This window comes from Microbacterium sp. ZW T2_14, from assembly GCF_044987405.1.
Taxonomy (GTDB): domain Bacteria; phylum Actinomycetota; class Actinomycetes; order Actinomycetales; family Microbacteriaceae; genus Microbacterium.
The window spans coordinates 1-15,490 of sequence record NZ_JBJDRK010000034.1 but is presented as its reverse complement, the minus strand read 5'-3'; the positions used below and the strand labels follow the sequence as shown (position 1 = coordinate 15,490).

Below are 15,490 nucleotides of genomic sequence, written 5' to 3'. Positions count from 1 at the left end.
GAGCGGCGCCTGTGCACCCCGAAGGCACAGGAACCGAATACCGCGGTCCTTGGCACTGCGTCCCCCCACCCTCGCTCGGAAAGCTCTTCAATGCCGAAGCCCCAGCCCTCCCCCTACGCCCTCGACGACACCGCTCCCCGTCGGTCCGTCGGGCGGACGGTCGGCATCACGCTCTACAGCATCCTCGCCGGCGTGGTCGTCCTCGCCCTCGTCGCCGTCGGCTTCGTCGCGTTCACGGCGCAGCGCTCCTTCCCGCAGCTCAGTGGCGAGGTGAAGGCACCCGGCCTCGATGCAGAGGTGACCGTGCAGCGCGACGTGCTCGGCATCCCGACGATCACCGCCGACTCCTCGCACGACCTCTTCTTCGCGCAGGGGTACGTGCAGGCGCAGGACCGGTTCTGGGAGATGGACTTCCGCCGGCACGTCACGAGTGGACGCCTCTCGGAGCTGTTCGGCGAGTCGCAGCTCGGGACCGACAAGTTCCTGCGCACCCTCGGCTGGCACGCGACGGCTGAGCAGGAGGTGGAGGCGCTCAGCGAGACCGAGCGCGCCTACTACGACGCGTACGCCGACGGCGTGAACGCCTACCTGGCCGACAACCAGGGCGCCGACGCCTCGTTCGAGTACGCGGTGCTGGGCCTGCAGAACCCCGACTACGAGATCGAGCCGTGGACGCCCGCCGACTCGGTCGCGTGGCTGAAGGCGATGGCGTGGGACCTCCGCAGCAACATCGAGAACGAGACCGAGCGCGCGGTTCTCGCCTCCGACTTCACCGAGGCGCAGATCGACGGCCTCTACCCGGGCTACCCGTTCGACCGGAACCCCGTGATCGTGCCCAAGATCTCTGCGGTTCCGGCGGTCGGCACGGCACCCGATCTCCCCGCCGAGGGCGCAGCCGAGGGTGACGGCGGCTCCGGCGGCGACGCATCCGGCGACGCCTCGGGCGACACGACCCCCTCCGCCACCGCCGCCATCGAGTGGAGCCAGGCCGACACCGTGCTCGACGCCGTGAGCGATCTCGTCGGCGACGCAGGGGAAGGGATCGGCTCGAACTCGTGGGTGGTGTCGGGCAGCGTCACCGAGTCCGGGATGCCGCTCCTCGCGAACGACCCTCACCTCGGCGCCTCGCTGCCGAGCGTCTGGCACCAGATCCAGCTGAAGTGCTCCACGGTCTCCGAGGAGTGCCCGTTCGACGTCGCCGGGTTCGGCTTCTCCGGCCTGCCGGGTGTCGTCATCGGGCACAACGACCGCATCGCGTGGGGCTTCACCAACCTCACCACCGACGTCACCGACCTCTACCTCGAGAAGATCGAGGGCGACTCGTACTGGTACGACGGCGCCCTCGTGCCGCTCGAGACCCACACCGAGACGTTCAAGGTCGCCGGTGGCGACGACGTCCAGCTCGAGGTGCGCTCCACCGCGAACGGCCCCCTCGTCTCGGGGCTCACCGACGACTTCACCGCGATCGCCGAGAACCCGTACACCGGCACTGCCGGCACGGTCGCCGCGCCGGCAGCCGCTCCGGAGGGGGACTATGCGGTGAGCCTGCGCTGGACCGCTCTGCAGCCCGGGACGACAGCATCCGCCATCTTCGCCCTCAACACCGCGAAGGACTTCGACGACTTCCGCGGGGCCGCCGCCCTCTTCGACGTGCCGGCACAGAACCTGATCTACGCCGACGTGGACGGCAACATCGGCTACCAGACGCCCGGCAAGCTGCCGATCCGCGGTGCCGGCGACGGGTCGATGCCGCAGCCCGGCTGGGACTCGGCGTACGCATGGCAGGGGTACATCCCCTTCGAAGAGCTCCCCGTCTCGTACAACCCCACCGAGGGCTACATCGTCACCGCGAACAACGCGATCGTCGCCGCCGACTACAAGTACGGCCTCACCAGGGACTGGGACTACGGCTGGCGGGCCGCGCGCATCGACGAGCTGATCCAGCGCGCGATCGCGAAGGGCCCCGTCACGGCCGACGATCTCAACGCGATCCAGGCCGACAACTACTCCTTCATCGGCATGCGGCTGACCGCCGCATACGCCGACATCACCACGGGTGATGACGAGACGGATGCCGCGCTCGACCTCCTGCAGGAATGGGATGCCCAGAGCAGCCCCGACTCGGCAGCCGCCGCCTACGCGAACGTGCTGTGGGACACCCTCGTCGAGAACGTGTTCGTGGACGGTCGCGAGAGCGCCGCGCCGCTCAGCGGCCAGGGCCGGCTGTTCCTGGTCGTCGACGCACTGCTCGACGACGACCAGTCGCCGTGGTGGACGAACCAGGAGCTCGGCGTCGCGGGCATGACCGACATGCTGAAGCGCTCGGCGATCGACGCGTACGAGCGCCTGGTCGACGAGCAGGGCGACAACGCGTCGCGCTGGAACTGGGGCTCGCTGCACGCGCTGCCCCTGACCAACGGCAGCTTCGGCGAGTCGGGCATCGCGCCGATCGAGTGGCTCTTCAACCGTGGACCCTACCCGGTCGGCGGCGGCTCGTCGGTGGTCAACGCGACGGGCTGGGACCTCGGGCAGAGCTTCGCGACCATCACCGTGCCGTCGATGCGCATGATCGTCGACCTGGCGGACTTCGACGACTCGCGCTGGAACCAGCTCACCGGCGAGAGCGGCCACGCCTTCCACACGAACTACACCGACCAGGTCGAGTCGTGGCAGAAGGCCGAGCTGACGCCGTGGGCGTTCTCGTCGAAGGCGGTGGATGCGGCCACCACCGACACCCTGGTGCTCACGCCCTGACACGACGCGTTCGGTGCCGCTGCGCGCGGTGCTGCTGCGCCCGCTGAGAGATGTTTCGTCTCGCTCGTTCCTCGCTCGCTCAACGACCGAGGGACGGCTTCCCGTTGAGCGAGCGACGCGACGACCGAGGGACGTGTTCCGGTCGGTGAGCGAGCGAGCGCCAGCGAGCGACGGGTTCCGGTCGTTGAGCGAGCGAGCGCCAGCGAGCGAGACGAAACGCCTGAGGCCCGCGGCGAGCGCGGGCGGTTCGGTCGCGGGATGCCCGCCGATCGATTCGGACCGCGATAGTAGGGTGCGGATTGCCACCGACAGCGAGGCTGGATGTCGAAGGAGGAACCGTGATCGCGATTCTCAACCGGGTCGTCGAGTACGTCGAGGACCATCTCACCCAGGACATCGACGTCGCCGACCTGGCGCGCAGTCTCGGCACGACCGAGTACCACCTGCGCCGGATGTTCTCGTCACTGGCGGGCATGCCGCTGTCGGAATACGTCCGACGACGGAGGATGTCGGTCGCCGCGGCTGACGTCGTCGGCGGCGGCGAGCTGCTCGGGATCGCGGTCCGCTACGGCTACGGCTCGACCGAGGCGTTCGGCCGGGCGTTCCGCGGCGTGCACGGTGTCGGTCCCGGCGACGTGCGCCGCGACGGCGGTCCCCTTCGTACACAACCGCAGCTCAGGTTCCGCCTGACAGTAGAAGGGAACACACCCATGGACACCCGCATCGCAGACCTCCCCGACCTCCGGCTCATCGGCCACGCCGCCCGCGTGCCCCTCATCCACGAAGGGGTCAACCCGCACATCCAGGCGCACATCGCCTCGCTCCCCGCCGACGAGCACCTGCGGCTCAAGGCGCTGAGCAGCGCCGAGCCCGCGGGGCTGCTGCAGGTGAGCGCCGACGTCGAGCCCGACTACACCGAGGGCAGCGAGCTGACGTACCTGCACGGGGTCGCCGTCGCCGAGGGCACGACCGTCCCCGGCGATCTCGACGTGATCGCGGTGCCGGCCGGCAGCTGGGCGGTGTTCCGCACCTCCGGCCCGTACCCCGCCGCCCTGCAGTCCACGTGGGCCGCGACCGCCACCGACTGGTTCCCCTCGAACCCGTGGCGCCTGCGACCGGGGCCCTCGATCGTGGCGATCATCGAGCGCGCAGACGACTTCCGCACCGCGACGTCGGAGCTGTGGCTGCCGGTCGAACGCGCCTAGCCCCTCGCCGAGGCGGCGGTCGTACCCTGGGTTCGAATCGGTGCTCGCCCGAGCCCGAGGACTCGAGGAGGTGTCGGACGTGGAGAGCGGACCGATGCGGGAGACGGATGCCGACATGACCGCCGCTCCGGGGGCAGCCGGATCGATGCGGACGACGTGCGCCATCGTGGGCGGCGGGCCGGCCGGCCTCGTGCTCGGCCTGCTGCTCGCGCGGGCGGGCGTGCAGGTCACGGTGCTGGAGAAGCACGCCGACTTCCTCCGGGACTTCCGCGGCGACACCGTCCATCCGACCACGCTCGGCCTGCTCGACGACCTCGGGCTGTTCGACCGGTTCGACGCGCTGCCGCACTCGCGGATCAGCCGGGTCGTGCTGCCCGGCCCGGCCGGCCAGGACGTGCAGATGGCCGACTTCTCGCGCCTGCGTGTGCGGCATCCGTATGTCGCGATGGTGCCGCAGTGGGACCTGCTCGACCTCATCGCGGATGCCGCTGCCGCCGAACCGTCCTTCACCCTGCGCACCGAGCACGAGGCGACCGGTGTCATCCGCGACGGCGATCGCGTGGTGGGCGTGGAGTACTCGTCACCGGCGGGTGACAGCCGGCTCCTCGCCGACCTCACTGTCGCGTGCGACGGTCGTTGGTCGGTGGTCCGCCGCACCGTCGGTCTTCCGGCGCGGGAGTTCCAGGTCGGCTTCGATGTCTGGTGGTACCGCGTGAACACGGCGCAGCCGCTCGGCGAGTCCCTCCTGCCCCGCATCGGCAAGGGACGGGTCGCCATCGCGATCCCCCGCCGGGGCTACGTCCAGGTCGCGGCCCTCGGGCGCAAGGGCACCGACGCCGCAGTCCGCCGCCGTGGGATCGAGGCCTTCCGCGCCGACACCGCGCAGCTGCTCCCCGAGCTCGCCGGCGACGTCGACGGCATCGCATCGATGGACGACGTCAAGCACCTCGATGTGCGGCTCGACCGCCTGCGCCGCTGGTACGCGCCCGGCGTGCTGTGCATCGGGGACGCCGCCCACGCGATGTCGCCGGTCGGCGGCGTCGGCATCAACCTCGCCGTGCAGGACGCGGTCGCCGCCGCCCGCATCCTGGCCAACCCGCTGCGGCGTGGCACGTTCCGCGGCCCTGTGCGCGACGGCGAGCGGGTGCTCGCCCGCGTGCAGCGCCGCCGGACGATGCCGACGATCCTGATCCAGGCGCTGCAGCGCTTCATCCACGCGCGCCTCATCCTGCCGGCGCTCAGCAGCAAGGGAATCACACCGCCGCACCGCCTCATCCGGCTCATCCGCCGCCTGCCCGGACTGACCGTCATCCCGGCGTTCGTCATCGGCGTCGGGCCCCGGCCCGAGAGGGCGCCGGCCTGGGCGCGCCGCACGCCCCCCGCCCCGGCCGGCCCTCGCAGCGCCTCCGGCTGACCGCGGGTCGACCGCCGTCAGCCGCCGTGGTCAGCCCCCGGCGGCGGGAGGCGTGCGCTTGGACTCGGCGAGCTCGTCGACGTGCAGCCCGCCCTCGTCGATCGTGCCGTTGCGGTACGCCTGGCGCCCCACCATGTGGGCCGACAGCGGCGCCGTCGCCAGCTGGATGAGCGCGATCGGCACGAGGAACGCCACCACCGGCCACGACCGCAGCGACAGCGCGATCGCAAGGCAGATCAGCATGAGGCCGAACACCTGGGGCTTGGTCGCCGCGTGAAGCCGGCTCGGCACGTCGCGGAACCGCAGCACACCGATCGCGGCGGTGAGGCACAGCAGCGCGCCCATGAGGATCAGGACGAGGGCCGCGACATCCAGGATCTCGTTCATCGTCCCTGGTCCCTTCTCGCCACGAAGCGGGCGATCGAGATCGACCCGAACACGCCCACGGCCGCGATGATCAGCAGTACCGGCAGCGTCCGCGTGTGGTGGTTGATCGCCATCTCGGCACCCAGCACGCACATCACCTCGGTGAGGAGGACATCGGATGCCACGGCCCTGTCGAGGATCGACGGCCCGATGACGATCCGCCACAGCGTCAGCAGCGCCGCGACGCCGAAGATCACGTAGATCACGATCATCAGTGCATTCATCGCGCACCTCCCCGCCGCGCGGTCCCGGAGCCCCGCGCCGCGGACCCTGACTCCGTCGAAGGGCGCCGGGCCGCGGCATCCGCTCGGATCGCCCGCAGCTGCGCGCGCGACCCCACCGCGCGGACGATGCGCGCCTCCCAGTGATGCACGCTGGCACGCTGCCTCTCGACGTCGGCGTCGTCGCGCACACCGATGACGTGCAGGTACAGGATGCGGCGATCTCGATCGGTCTCGACGATGAGCGAGCCGGGAATGAGGGATGCCGTCACGCCGGTGTGCGTCATGATGAGGTCGTCGTCGGTGCGCAGCTGGACGGCGATGATCGCGGCGCCCGGCTGCCGGCGGAAGTCGAGCACCTGCCACGCCACGGTGAGCGAGCCGTGGATCACCGCCGCGATGAACTCGAGCACGAAGACGAAGCCCCACCAGAGGTTCACGCGGCCCGAGAGCTCGACCGGCGGAAGGCGGAAGATGCGCGTCACGACGATCGCCGCGATCAGGCCGGTGAGGAACGCGAGCCACGTGAACTGGCCCCACAGGAGCATCCACAGGGCGATGAGCCATACGAAGAACGGCAGCTGGCGCCAGAGCGTGACGATGGCGCGGTGCAGCCGGTTGCGGGGCAGGTCGGGGCTCACGGCGTCTTCTCCGGTCCCTGCACGTCGTTCTGCAGCTCTGTGAGCGACACGGGCTGCAGCAGCGACTCGCCGATGCGCGTGCACACCTCGTAGAGGGGCCCCGCGAAGACGGTGAGCGCGACGGTGATCGCGACCATGCCGGTCGTCGCGGCCGTCATGATCTTCGGGATGACGCGGCGCTCGGTCTCCACTCCGGCCGCCGGTGCCGAACCGAGGTACGAGATGCGCGCCTCGGTCTCTGCCGAGTCGTCCTCTTCCCGCCAGAACGACAGGTTCCACGCGCGCATGAGGGCGTAGAGCGTGAGCAGGCTCGTGATGATGCCGCCCACCATCAGCACGATCATGATCGGCGTGCCGACCTGCGCGGCGGCATCGAAGAGCGCGAACTTGCCGATGAAGCCGGAGAACGGGGGCAGGCCGCCGAGGTTGACGGCGGGGATGAAGTAGAGCACGGCGATCACGGGCGCCGCCTTCATGAGCCCCTTCACGCGCAGGATCGAGGTCGACCCGGCACGGCGTTCCACGAGCCCGACGGCGAGGAACAGCGTCGTCTGCACCACGATGTGGTGGATCATGTAGTAGATCGTCGCGCCGATGGCCGCCGGGGTCGCGATCGCGAGCCCGAAGATCATGTAGCCGATATGGCTCACCAGCGTGAACGACAGGATCCGCTTGAGCTCGGCCTGTGCCACGGCGCCGAGCACGCCGACGATCATCGTCGCCAGTGCCACCCACATCAGCAGCTGGTTCACGTCGTTGTAGAGGAACAGCTCGGTCTCGGTACGGATGATCGCGTACACGCCGACCTTCGTCAGCAGGCCGGCGAAGACCGCCGTCACCGGCGCGGGCGCGGTCGGGTACGAGTCGGGCAGCCAGAACGACAGCGGGAAGACCGCCGCCTTGATGCTGAACGCCAGCAGCAGCATGAGGTGGAGGATCAGCTGCGTCTCCTGCGGCAGCTCGCCCATCCGCTCGGAGATCTGCACCATGTTGACGGTGCCGAGCGCGCCGTAGATCATCGCGATCGCGGCCAGGAACAGGATCGACGACACCAGCGACACCACGATGTAGACGACGCCGGTGCGGATGCGCGACTCGGTCGAACCCAGGGTGATCAGCACGTACGACGCGACGAGCAGGATCTCGAACCCGACGTAGAGGTTGAACAGGTCGCCGGCGATGAACGCGTTGAAGATGCCCGCGCCGAGGATCAGGTACGAGGGGTGGAAGATCGAGACCGGGGTGTCGTCGTCGCCGTCGGCGGCGCCCTGGCCGACCGAGAAGAGGAGGACGGCGAGCAGCACGATGCTCGAGACGACGACGAGGAGCGCCGAGAGCCGGTCGACGTACAGCACGATGCCGAACGGGACCGGCCAGCCGCCGACCGAGACGGCGATCGGCTCGTCGCCTGCATCGACGACGTACAGCAGGATCGCTGCGATGACGAGCACGGCCGTGAGTGTCACGATCGAGACGGCGACCTGCGTCTTGCGATGGCGCCCCGCGATGAGTGCGATGGCGGCGCCGAGCAGCGGCAGTGTCACGAGCAGCGGGACGAGGGTCGGCGCGAGCTGGATCATGCGTCGTCACCCCCGTCGCGGTCAGTGCGGTCGCGCGACCCCTGCCGCTGGCCGCGTTCCGGGCGATCGACCGGTGCGTCGTCGCGCAGGCCCGCGAAGTCGCGGGTGCCGAGGATCGTGATCGGTGCGGTGGCGGTGCCCACGAAGTCCGTCGTGGCGTCGTCGTCCGCGTGCTCGATCTCGGTCTCCTCGTCCATCGTGTCCTCGTCCTCGGGACCGCGCTCGCGCACCTCGAGGTCTGCCACGTCGTCGACCACGGTGTCGGCCTGACCGAGCTGCCACGAGCGGTAGATGAGCGCGAGGAGGAACGCCGAGACGGCGAAGGTGATGACGATCGCGGTGAGGGTGAGGGCCTGCGGCAGCGGGTCCGACATCTCTTCGACGGATGCTGCCGCACCGAAGAACGGCGCCACCCCAGGCGCGCCCATCACGATGAGCAGGAGGAGGTTGGTCGCGTTGCCGAGCAGCAGGAACCCGATCAGCACGCGCGTGAGGCTGCGTTCGAGCATCGCGTAGACGCCGCAGGCGAAGAGCACCGCCATGACGATGATGAGGATCAGCGAGACGTTCACGGAATGCTCACCCGCTGACGCGAAGCCGGCTCCTGCGCGTCGCGCAGCGCCTGCGCCTGGCGGTCGACCTCGGCGCCGAGGCTGCGCAGCACGTCGAGCACGAGGCCGATGACGACCAGGTAGACGCCGACGTCGAAGATCGTCGAAGTGACGAACTCGACGTGGCCGAGCACCGGCAGCGTCGCCTCGAAGAAGAAGCTCGACAGCGGCGGGAACCCGAAGAACACCGGCACGACGGCGCAGGCTACCGCGATCGTCATGCCCGCCCCGAGCAGGCGGCCCGCATCAGTGGGCGCGGCCGCACCCAGTTCGTAGCGGCCGCCCGCGACGTAGCGCATCACGAGGGCCATGCCCGCGACCAGGCCGCCTGCGAATCCGCCTCCGGGCAGGTTGTGCCCGGCGAACAGCAGGTACAGCGAAACGATGATGATCGTGTGGAAGAGGATGCGCACGATCACCTCGAGCATGATCGAGCGGTTCTCAGGACGCACGCGCTGGCCGCCGACGAGCCACGCCGTGCGCCCGCTGCCGCGCTCGTCGCCCCGCTGCTTGAGCCCGTCCGAGGTCTCCACGAGCGGGCGACGCGCGCGCGTCGCTCCGGACGGAAGCGGCGCGATGAATCTCGACAGCGTGTCGGCACGGTGGGTGACGAAGACGAGGGATGCCACACCCGTCGCCGCGAGGATCAGCACCGAGAGCTCGCCCATCGTGTCCCATCCGCGCAGGTCGACCAGGGCGACGTTGACCACGTTCTTGCCGTGCCCGAGCTCGTATGCCAGCTCGGGGAAGCGCTCCGAGATCGGCTTCTCGACCCGCGCACCGGTCGCGACGATGGCGACGAGCGCCATGGTGATGCCGACGGCCGCCCCGAGCACGGCGCGGGCGACGGGCCATACCGACGCGTTGTGCTCGCCGAGCCGGGAGGGGATGCGCCGCAGCACGAGCGCGAACGCCACCAGGGTGACGGTCTCGACGAGGATCTGCGTGAGCGCGAGGTCGGGCGCCCCGCTCGTGGCGAAGAGCAGCACCATGCCGAGCCCTGTCACGGAGACGAGCACCACCCCGGTGTAGCGCTTGCGGGCGCGGATCGCGATGAGCCCGGCGGCGATCATCAGCGGGGCGACGAACAGCTGGGTCGGCGTCTGGAAGGCATCGAGCTGCGCGCGCCACTCGTCGCTGGCGATCAGGGCAGTGCCCTCCGCGGCGACGAACACCACGAAGATCGTGCCGACGTACACGGGCAGCGAGCCCCGCTGGGTGAGGCTGGTCGTCAGGACCGAGAGGCGCGCGATGCCGCGGAGCGTGCCGTTGTAGGCCTCGGCGGCGGTGAACGGCAGCAGCCGCGTGACGGGGCGCCAGCGCCGGGTCGACCAGAAGACGAGGACTCCGCCCGCGATGGAGGCGAGCGAGATCCACAGCGCGGCCTCGAACCCGTGCCAGACGGCGAGATGCGCGAGGTGCTCGGGAGCCGTCACGCCCGGCGTCGCCGCGGGTGCCTCATCGGCGTACGGGGTGAAGGCCTTGTCGAGCCACGGGGCCGCGACACCGGCGACCACGGTCAGGCCGGCGAGCACGATCGGTGCGACGAGGAAGCCGATCGGCGGGTCGGGCCATTCCGTGTCGGGCATCCGGTCGCCGCTGGGCTGGCGCTTGGTCGCGAACGCGCCCCAGAGGAATCGGATGCCGTACCCCGCGGTCAGCGCCGAGCCCAGCGTGATGCCCACGAGAGCGACGATGCCCCACGCCGCGCCGCCGAGCGCCTCGTGCAGGAGGGCGGCGAGCGCGCCCTCCTTGGCGACGAATCCGATCGTCGGGATGATGCCGACCATCGAGGCGACGGCGATGATCGAGAACGTGGCGAGCACGGGCGCCTGCCGCCCGACCCCCGACAGCTCGGTCAGGTCGCGCGTCGAGAGCTGGCGGTCGATGACGCCGACGACGAGGAACAGGGCCGACTTGAAGAGCGCATGGCTCAGCAGCAGCCCGAGGCCGGCGAGGGCGACGTCCCTCGTTCCGTAGCCGAGCACCACGGTCAGCATGCCGAGCTGGCTCACCGTGCCGAACGCGAGCACGCGCTTGAGGTCGGTCTCGCGCAGCGCCTGGAAGCCACCGAGCAGCATCGTGAACACGCCGAGCCCGACCACGATGGGCCGCCAGGTGGGCGCGATCGTGAACACCGGCGCGAGGCGGGCGATGAGGTAGATGCCGGCCTTCACCATCGCCGCGGCGTGCAGGTAGGCGCTCACGGGTGTGGGCGCCGCCATGGCGCCGGGGAGCCAGAAGTGGAACGGGAAGATCGCCGACTTGCTGAGCGCGCCGACGAGGATCAGCACCAGGGCGGCGTCGACGATCGGCCCGCTGGGCGCCTCGGCGAGGATCGTCGAGATGCTCGACGTGCCGGCGTCGACGACGAGCAGCACGACGCCGATGAGCATCACGAGTCCGCCCAGCGTGGTGACGAGAAGCGCCTGCAGCGCGGCGCGGCGGCTCGCCGCCCGCTTGTTGTAGTACCCGATGAGGAGGTACGACAGCACGCTGGTGACTTCCCAGAACATCACCAGCACGACGAGGTCGTCGGTGAGCACCAGACCGTACATCGCGCCGGCGAACGCGAGGAGCACGGCCGCGAACTGGCCCAGGTTCTCCTTCTTGCCGCGGAAGTACCAGCGGCAGTAGATCATCACCAGGGCGCCGACCCCCGTGACGATCAGCGTCATGAGCCACGACAGCGTGTCCATGCGCATCGAGAGCGCGATGTCGAGCGGCGGGATCCAGTCGTATGTCTCGAACGGAATGTCGCCGGCGATGACGCGCGGAGTGAGCACCGCGGCGTAAACGAAGGCCGCGATCGGCAGGATCGCCGCCACGTAGAACGCGCGTGCGCCGATGCGCGCCACGAGCCACGGCAGCAGGATCGGAACGACCGCGAACGCGCCGAGGACGAGGAGCATTCGGGCCTCCTCGTGGTCGTCGGCCGGCGCGAGTCATCGAAGGACGGCGCAGAGCCCAGGCGATCGGGGTGTCGTGTTCATCCTACCGGGCGCGTTCCGGCCCTTGACCGTCGCGGCATGCATCCGTCGCGCCGGGCATCCAACGTGCCGTCGCGTCCTCGTTTGAGGAAACGTGCCGGAATGAGGACCCCCATTCCGCGCGCCGCTCCTCATCTCAGCTCGCTTCCTCATGTGAGGACGCGAGGGAGACGGATGCCGCGGCACGCCGCCGCCGGTCGAGCCGCGTGGCAGAGCGAGGCGGTGGCCGACTGGTGGGCGCCGGTTCAGCGCTCGGCCGGGACCGGGCCCGTGGTGTTGCCCTCACGGAAGATGCAGGTGAACCGGATCGAGGCGGCCGGCTCGCCCTCCAGCATCGCGGCCACCGCGGCGCCCGCGGCGCGGCCCTTGTCGGCTGCGGGCTGCACGAGCGTCGTCAGCTCGTACGGCGCGAGACCGTCCACGACGATGCCGTCGAAGCCGGTCACGCTCACATCCTCGGGCACGCGCAGGCCCGCCTCCTCGGCCGCGCGGATCACACCGGCGGCGAGCAGATCGCTCTGCGCGATGACGGCGGTCGGCCGTCGATCCGGGTCGGCGAAGATCTCCCGGCCGGCCGCGTGGCCCTCGTCGATGAAGCTGCCGGCGGCGGCGTAGGTGCGGGCATCCGGGAACACGTCCAGGGCACCGGCGAGCCGCCCGCGCGTGACGTCGACCGAGATCGCCGTATCGTCGTGGATCCAGCCTCGCTCCCAGCCGGCGCGCACGGGCAGCGCGATCACGGCGACCTCACGGTGTCCGAGCGTGCGCAGGTGGCTGGCGGCCTGGCGCTGCGCCTCGCGGTTGTCGAGGCCGATGCGGGGGACGTCGTCGCCGGCGTCGCCCTCGATGACGACGACCGGGATGCCGCGTGCCTTGACGGTCTCGAGAGACTCGCGCAGCAGCCCGCTGCACCCGATGAGCACGGCCGCATCGAGTGGCGCGGTCGTGAGCGAGGGCCCGACCCCGGTGGGCTCGTGGTCGCGGAGCAGGAGGAGGCCGGCGCCGATCGGGGTGACCGCGTCGGCGAGACCGTCCATCATCAGCGTCTTCACCGGATCGAGGAAGGCCGTCCGCAGATGCTCCTCGAACACGACCCCGACGATGCCCGAGCGCCCGCGCCGAAGCGATGCCGCCCGCGGATCGGGCCCGGTGTAGCCCAGGGCGCCGGCGGCGTCGAGCACGCGACGCCGGGTCGCCTCCGACACGGGCGTCTTGCCGCTGAAGACCACGGATGCCGTCGACGGCGAGACGCCTGCCTCACGGGCGACGTCCGAGATCGTGGCACGGCGGGTACCGGCATCCTGACGGCTCATGTCGTGTCGATCGTAGCCCGTCCAAGCCGCCCAGGCGACGACCGGTCGAATCGATTCGGTAAAGTGTCCGGATGGACACCGTGCTCACCCGGACACAGCTGGTCGCCTGGCGCACCGCGATCTTCACGATCTTCTTCGTGACCGGCCTCGGCTTCGCGTCCTGGGCGTCGCGGCTGCCCGCGGTGAAGAACGACCTGGGCATCACCGATCTGCAGATCGGCGTGCTGCTGTTCGTCTCCGGCGCCGCCTCCATCGTCGGACTGTCGCTGGCGAACGTCATCGTGGTGCGCTGGGGCGCCCGGCGCGGCATGGTCGCGACGGTGATCGCCTTCTCGCTCGGTCTGGTCGTCGTCGGGCTCGGCGTGCAGTTCCTCGAGTCGTACGCGGTCACCGCCGTGGGCCTCGGCCTCATGGGCATCGGCATGAGTTCCACCGACGTCATGATGAACGTCGAGGCGGCGGCCGTCGAGCAGGCCTTCGAGCGCACCCTCATGCCGCTCTTCCACGCGTTCTTCAGCATCGGCACCGTCGTCGGCGCAGGAATCGGCGTGGCGATGGCCGCGTGGAACGTCGGCGTCGCCTGGCACCTGTGGGGCATCGCGCTCTTGGTGCTCGCCGCCGGGCTGATCTCGCTGCGCGCGGTGCCGACGCGCGAGGTCGTCCTCGACGACCCGGCGACCACCACGAGCCGTCGGGAACGCTTCGCGGAGCTGCTCTCGGTGTGGCGCGACCCCCGCACCTACGCGATCGGCGCGATCATGCTCGGCATGGCGTTCGCCGAGGGCAGCGCGAACGACTGGCTGGCGATCGCAGTGGTCGACGGACACGGCGAGACGGAGGCCGTCGGGGCTGTCGCGCTCACCGTCTTCTCGGTGGCGATGACCGTCTTCCGCATCCTGGGCGGACCGCTCGTTGATCGCATCGGCCGGGTGTGGACGCTGCGGATCCTCGCCGTGACCGCGGGCGTCGGCCTCGTGATGTTCATTCTCGCCCCGTCGCTTCCGATCGCCTTCATCGGTGTGGCGCTGTGGGGTGCGGGAGCCTCGCTGGGCTTCCCGCTGGGCATGTCGGCCGCTGCGGACGATCCCGCCAAGGCCGCGGCATCCGTCTCCGCCGCCGCCACGATCGGCTACCTCGCGTTCCTGTGCGGCCCCCCGATCCTCGGCTGGATCAGCCACGAGATCGGGATCCTGCCGACCCTCTGGATCATCGTCGGCCTCATCGTGATGTCGGGACTCGCGTCCGGCGCGGCGAAGCCGATCGCCGGCTCGCAGGTCGGCGTCGGCCACCACCACTAGGGCGGAATACGCCGGGGCATCGGCAGATGTCGCGGCGAGTGTCAGCTCAGAGGCGATCCGCGACGGTGGCCGCCACCGTCAGCCACGCGTCGCGGGTCTCGGGCGCCAGCGCATCGAAGTCGATGGGTCCGCCGTCGACCAGGGACGGATCGAACGGCGCGTTGACGACCGCCGAGGTCACCTGCTCGAAGTGACGCGAGAGGCGGGCCTCGAGCCGGCGGTCGGGGCGCGACGAGGGGGCGGTGAGCACGGTGACCGCGTCATCGATCTTGTCGCCGAAGCCCTTCTCACGAAGGCCGTCGAGCAGCCATGCGGCGCTGGCCGCGGTGTCTTCCCGCACGGTGGAGACGATCACCAGCTGGTCGGCAGCCGCGACGGACGCCACCCAGTTGGAGGCGCGCATGTTGTTGCCGGTGTCGACGATCATCAGGCGGTAGTAGCGGCGCAGGAGCGAGTGGAGCCGGTCGAACGCGGCGGAGTCGATCGTCGATGATGCGGCGGCATCCTCGTCGGACGCCAGCACGTCGAAGCGAGCGTCGACCTGCGTGCGCACGTACGTGTCGAGCGCCGCGAGGCTGGAGCCGCTCGGGTTCCAGAACTCGTCGATGTCTTCGAGGAGGTCGACGGCGGTCCGGTGGTGCGGGGTGTTCTGTGCGCGCCAGCCCAGCGTGCCGCGGGTCTCGTTGTTGTCCCACGCGAGCGTCGCACCGCCGCGCACCGTCCCGAACGTGGCCGCCAACAGTAGCGTGCTCGTCGTCTTGTGCGCGCCGCCCTTCGGGTTGAGCACCACGATCGTCCGCGGCGCATCGAGGCGACGCTGCACGCGCTTCTGGCGATCGAGCCGGTCGCGCTCGGCGCGGCCCGGTGCCGGTGAGACGAGACCGCCGGTTGCCCGGCGGACGGCTCCTTGCCACCCCGACGCCGCGCGGGTGCGGCTGACGCCACCGCGCGAGTCGAGCAGGTCGTGGACGGTCGGCTTGCCCGCGTCGCGCCAGTCGGCGACGGTCGCGGGCGTCTCGCGCCGATCCGGGAGCGGC

At 70.5% G+C, this 15,490-nt stretch carries 12 protein-coding genes; 4 read left to right on the top strand and 8 right to left on the bottom strand.

Going from position 1 to position 15,490, the window contains the following annotated elements:
* Window positions 1–90: 90 nt before the first annotated feature.
* The 3 genes from ACI3KY_RS12475 to ACI3KY_RS12465 all read left to right on the top strand — a co-directional run bounded on the left by ACI3KY_RS12475 (window position 91) and on the right by ACI3KY_RS12465 (window position 5,373).
* Window positions 91–2,754: a penicillin acylase family protein gene (locus tag ACI3KY_RS12475; RefSeq protein ID WP_404930490.1), complete on the top strand. Its 2,664-nt coding sequence runs from the start codon at window positions 91–93 to the stop codon at window positions 2,752–2,754.
* A 338-nt stretch (window positions 2,755–3,092) separates the two neighbouring features.
* Complete coding sequence (locus tag ACI3KY_RS12470; protein WP_404930489.1) at window positions 3,093–3,959, top strand: GyrI-like domain-containing protein; 867 nt, start codon at window positions 3,093–3,095, stop codon at window positions 3,957–3,959.
* A 79-nt stretch (window positions 3,960–4,038) separates the two neighbouring features.
* Complete coding sequence (locus tag ACI3KY_RS12465; RefSeq protein WP_404930488.1) at window positions 4,039–5,373, top strand: FAD-dependent oxidoreductase; 1,335 nt, start codon at window positions 4,039–4,041, stop codon at window positions 5,371–5,373.
* A gap of 30 nt (window positions 5,374–5,403) precedes the next feature.
* On the opposite strand, the gene mnhG is transcribed toward ACI3KY_RS12465, so the two are convergent.
* From mnhG to ACI3KY_RS12430, 7 genes are all read right to left on the bottom strand, one after another.
* A complete protein-coding gene (gene mnhG / locus ACI3KY_RS12460) occupies window positions 5,404–5,760 on the bottom strand; it encodes a monovalent cation/H(+) antiporter subunit G (protein WP_404930487.1) in 357 nt (118 codons plus the stop codon).
* Window positions 5,757–6,023, bottom strand: a complete 267-nt coding sequence (locus tag ACI3KY_RS12455) for a monovalent cation/H+ antiporter complex subunit F (protein WP_404930486.1) — start codon at window positions 6,021–6,023, stop codon at window positions 5,757–5,759. Before ACI3KY_RS12455 ends, mnhG begins: the two co-directional genes overlap by 4 nt.
* Window positions 6,020–6,661, bottom strand: a complete 642-nt coding sequence (locus ACI3KY_RS12450) for a Na+/H+ antiporter subunit E (protein WP_404930485.1) — start codon at window positions 6,659–6,661, stop codon at window positions 6,020–6,022. The genes ACI3KY_RS12455 and ACI3KY_RS12450 overlap by 4 nt, the downstream gene beginning before the upstream one ends.
* Complete coding sequence (locus ACI3KY_RS12445) at window positions 6,658–8,241, bottom strand: Na+/H+ antiporter subunit D (protein ID WP_404930484.1); 1,584 nt, start codon at window positions 8,239–8,241, stop codon at window positions 6,658–6,660. Before ACI3KY_RS12445 ends, ACI3KY_RS12450 begins: the two co-directional genes overlap by 4 nt.
* Entirely contained in the window at window positions 8,238–8,813 is a 576-nt protein-coding gene (locus ACI3KY_RS12440; RefSeq protein WP_404930483.1) for a Na(+)/H(+) antiporter subunit C, read from the bottom strand. Before ACI3KY_RS12440 ends, ACI3KY_RS12445 begins: the two co-directional genes overlap by 4 nt.
* Window positions 8,810–11,764, bottom strand: coding sequence for a Na+/H+ antiporter subunit A (locus tag ACI3KY_RS12435; RefSeq protein ID WP_404930482.1), 2,955 nt, complete (start codon window positions 11,762–11,764; stop codon window positions 8,810–8,812). Before ACI3KY_RS12435 ends, ACI3KY_RS12440 begins: the two co-directional genes overlap by 4 nt.
* A gap of 323 nt (window positions 11,765–12,087) precedes the next feature.
* Window positions 12,088–13,155: a LacI family DNA-binding transcriptional regulator gene (locus ACI3KY_RS12430; RefSeq protein WP_404930481.1), complete on the bottom strand. Its 1,068-nt coding sequence runs from the start codon at window positions 13,153–13,155 to the stop codon at window positions 12,088–12,090.
* 71 nt (window positions 13,156–13,226) lie between these two features.
* On the opposite strand from ACI3KY_RS12430, the gene ACI3KY_RS12425 reads away from it, so the two are divergent.
* On the top strand, window positions 13,227–14,453 hold the full coding sequence (locus ACI3KY_RS12425; RefSeq protein WP_404930480.1) for an MFS transporter: 1,227 nt from the start codon (window positions 13,227–13,229) through the stop codon (window positions 14,451–14,453).
* Window positions 14,454–14,499: 46 nt separating this feature from the next.
* Here the strand turns inward: ACI3KY_RS12425 and ACI3KY_RS12420 are convergent.
* A partial coding sequence (locus ACI3KY_RS12420; RefSeq protein ID WP_404930479.1) for a MinD/ParA family protein occupies window positions 14,500–15,490 on the bottom strand: 991 nt, incomplete at its 5' end.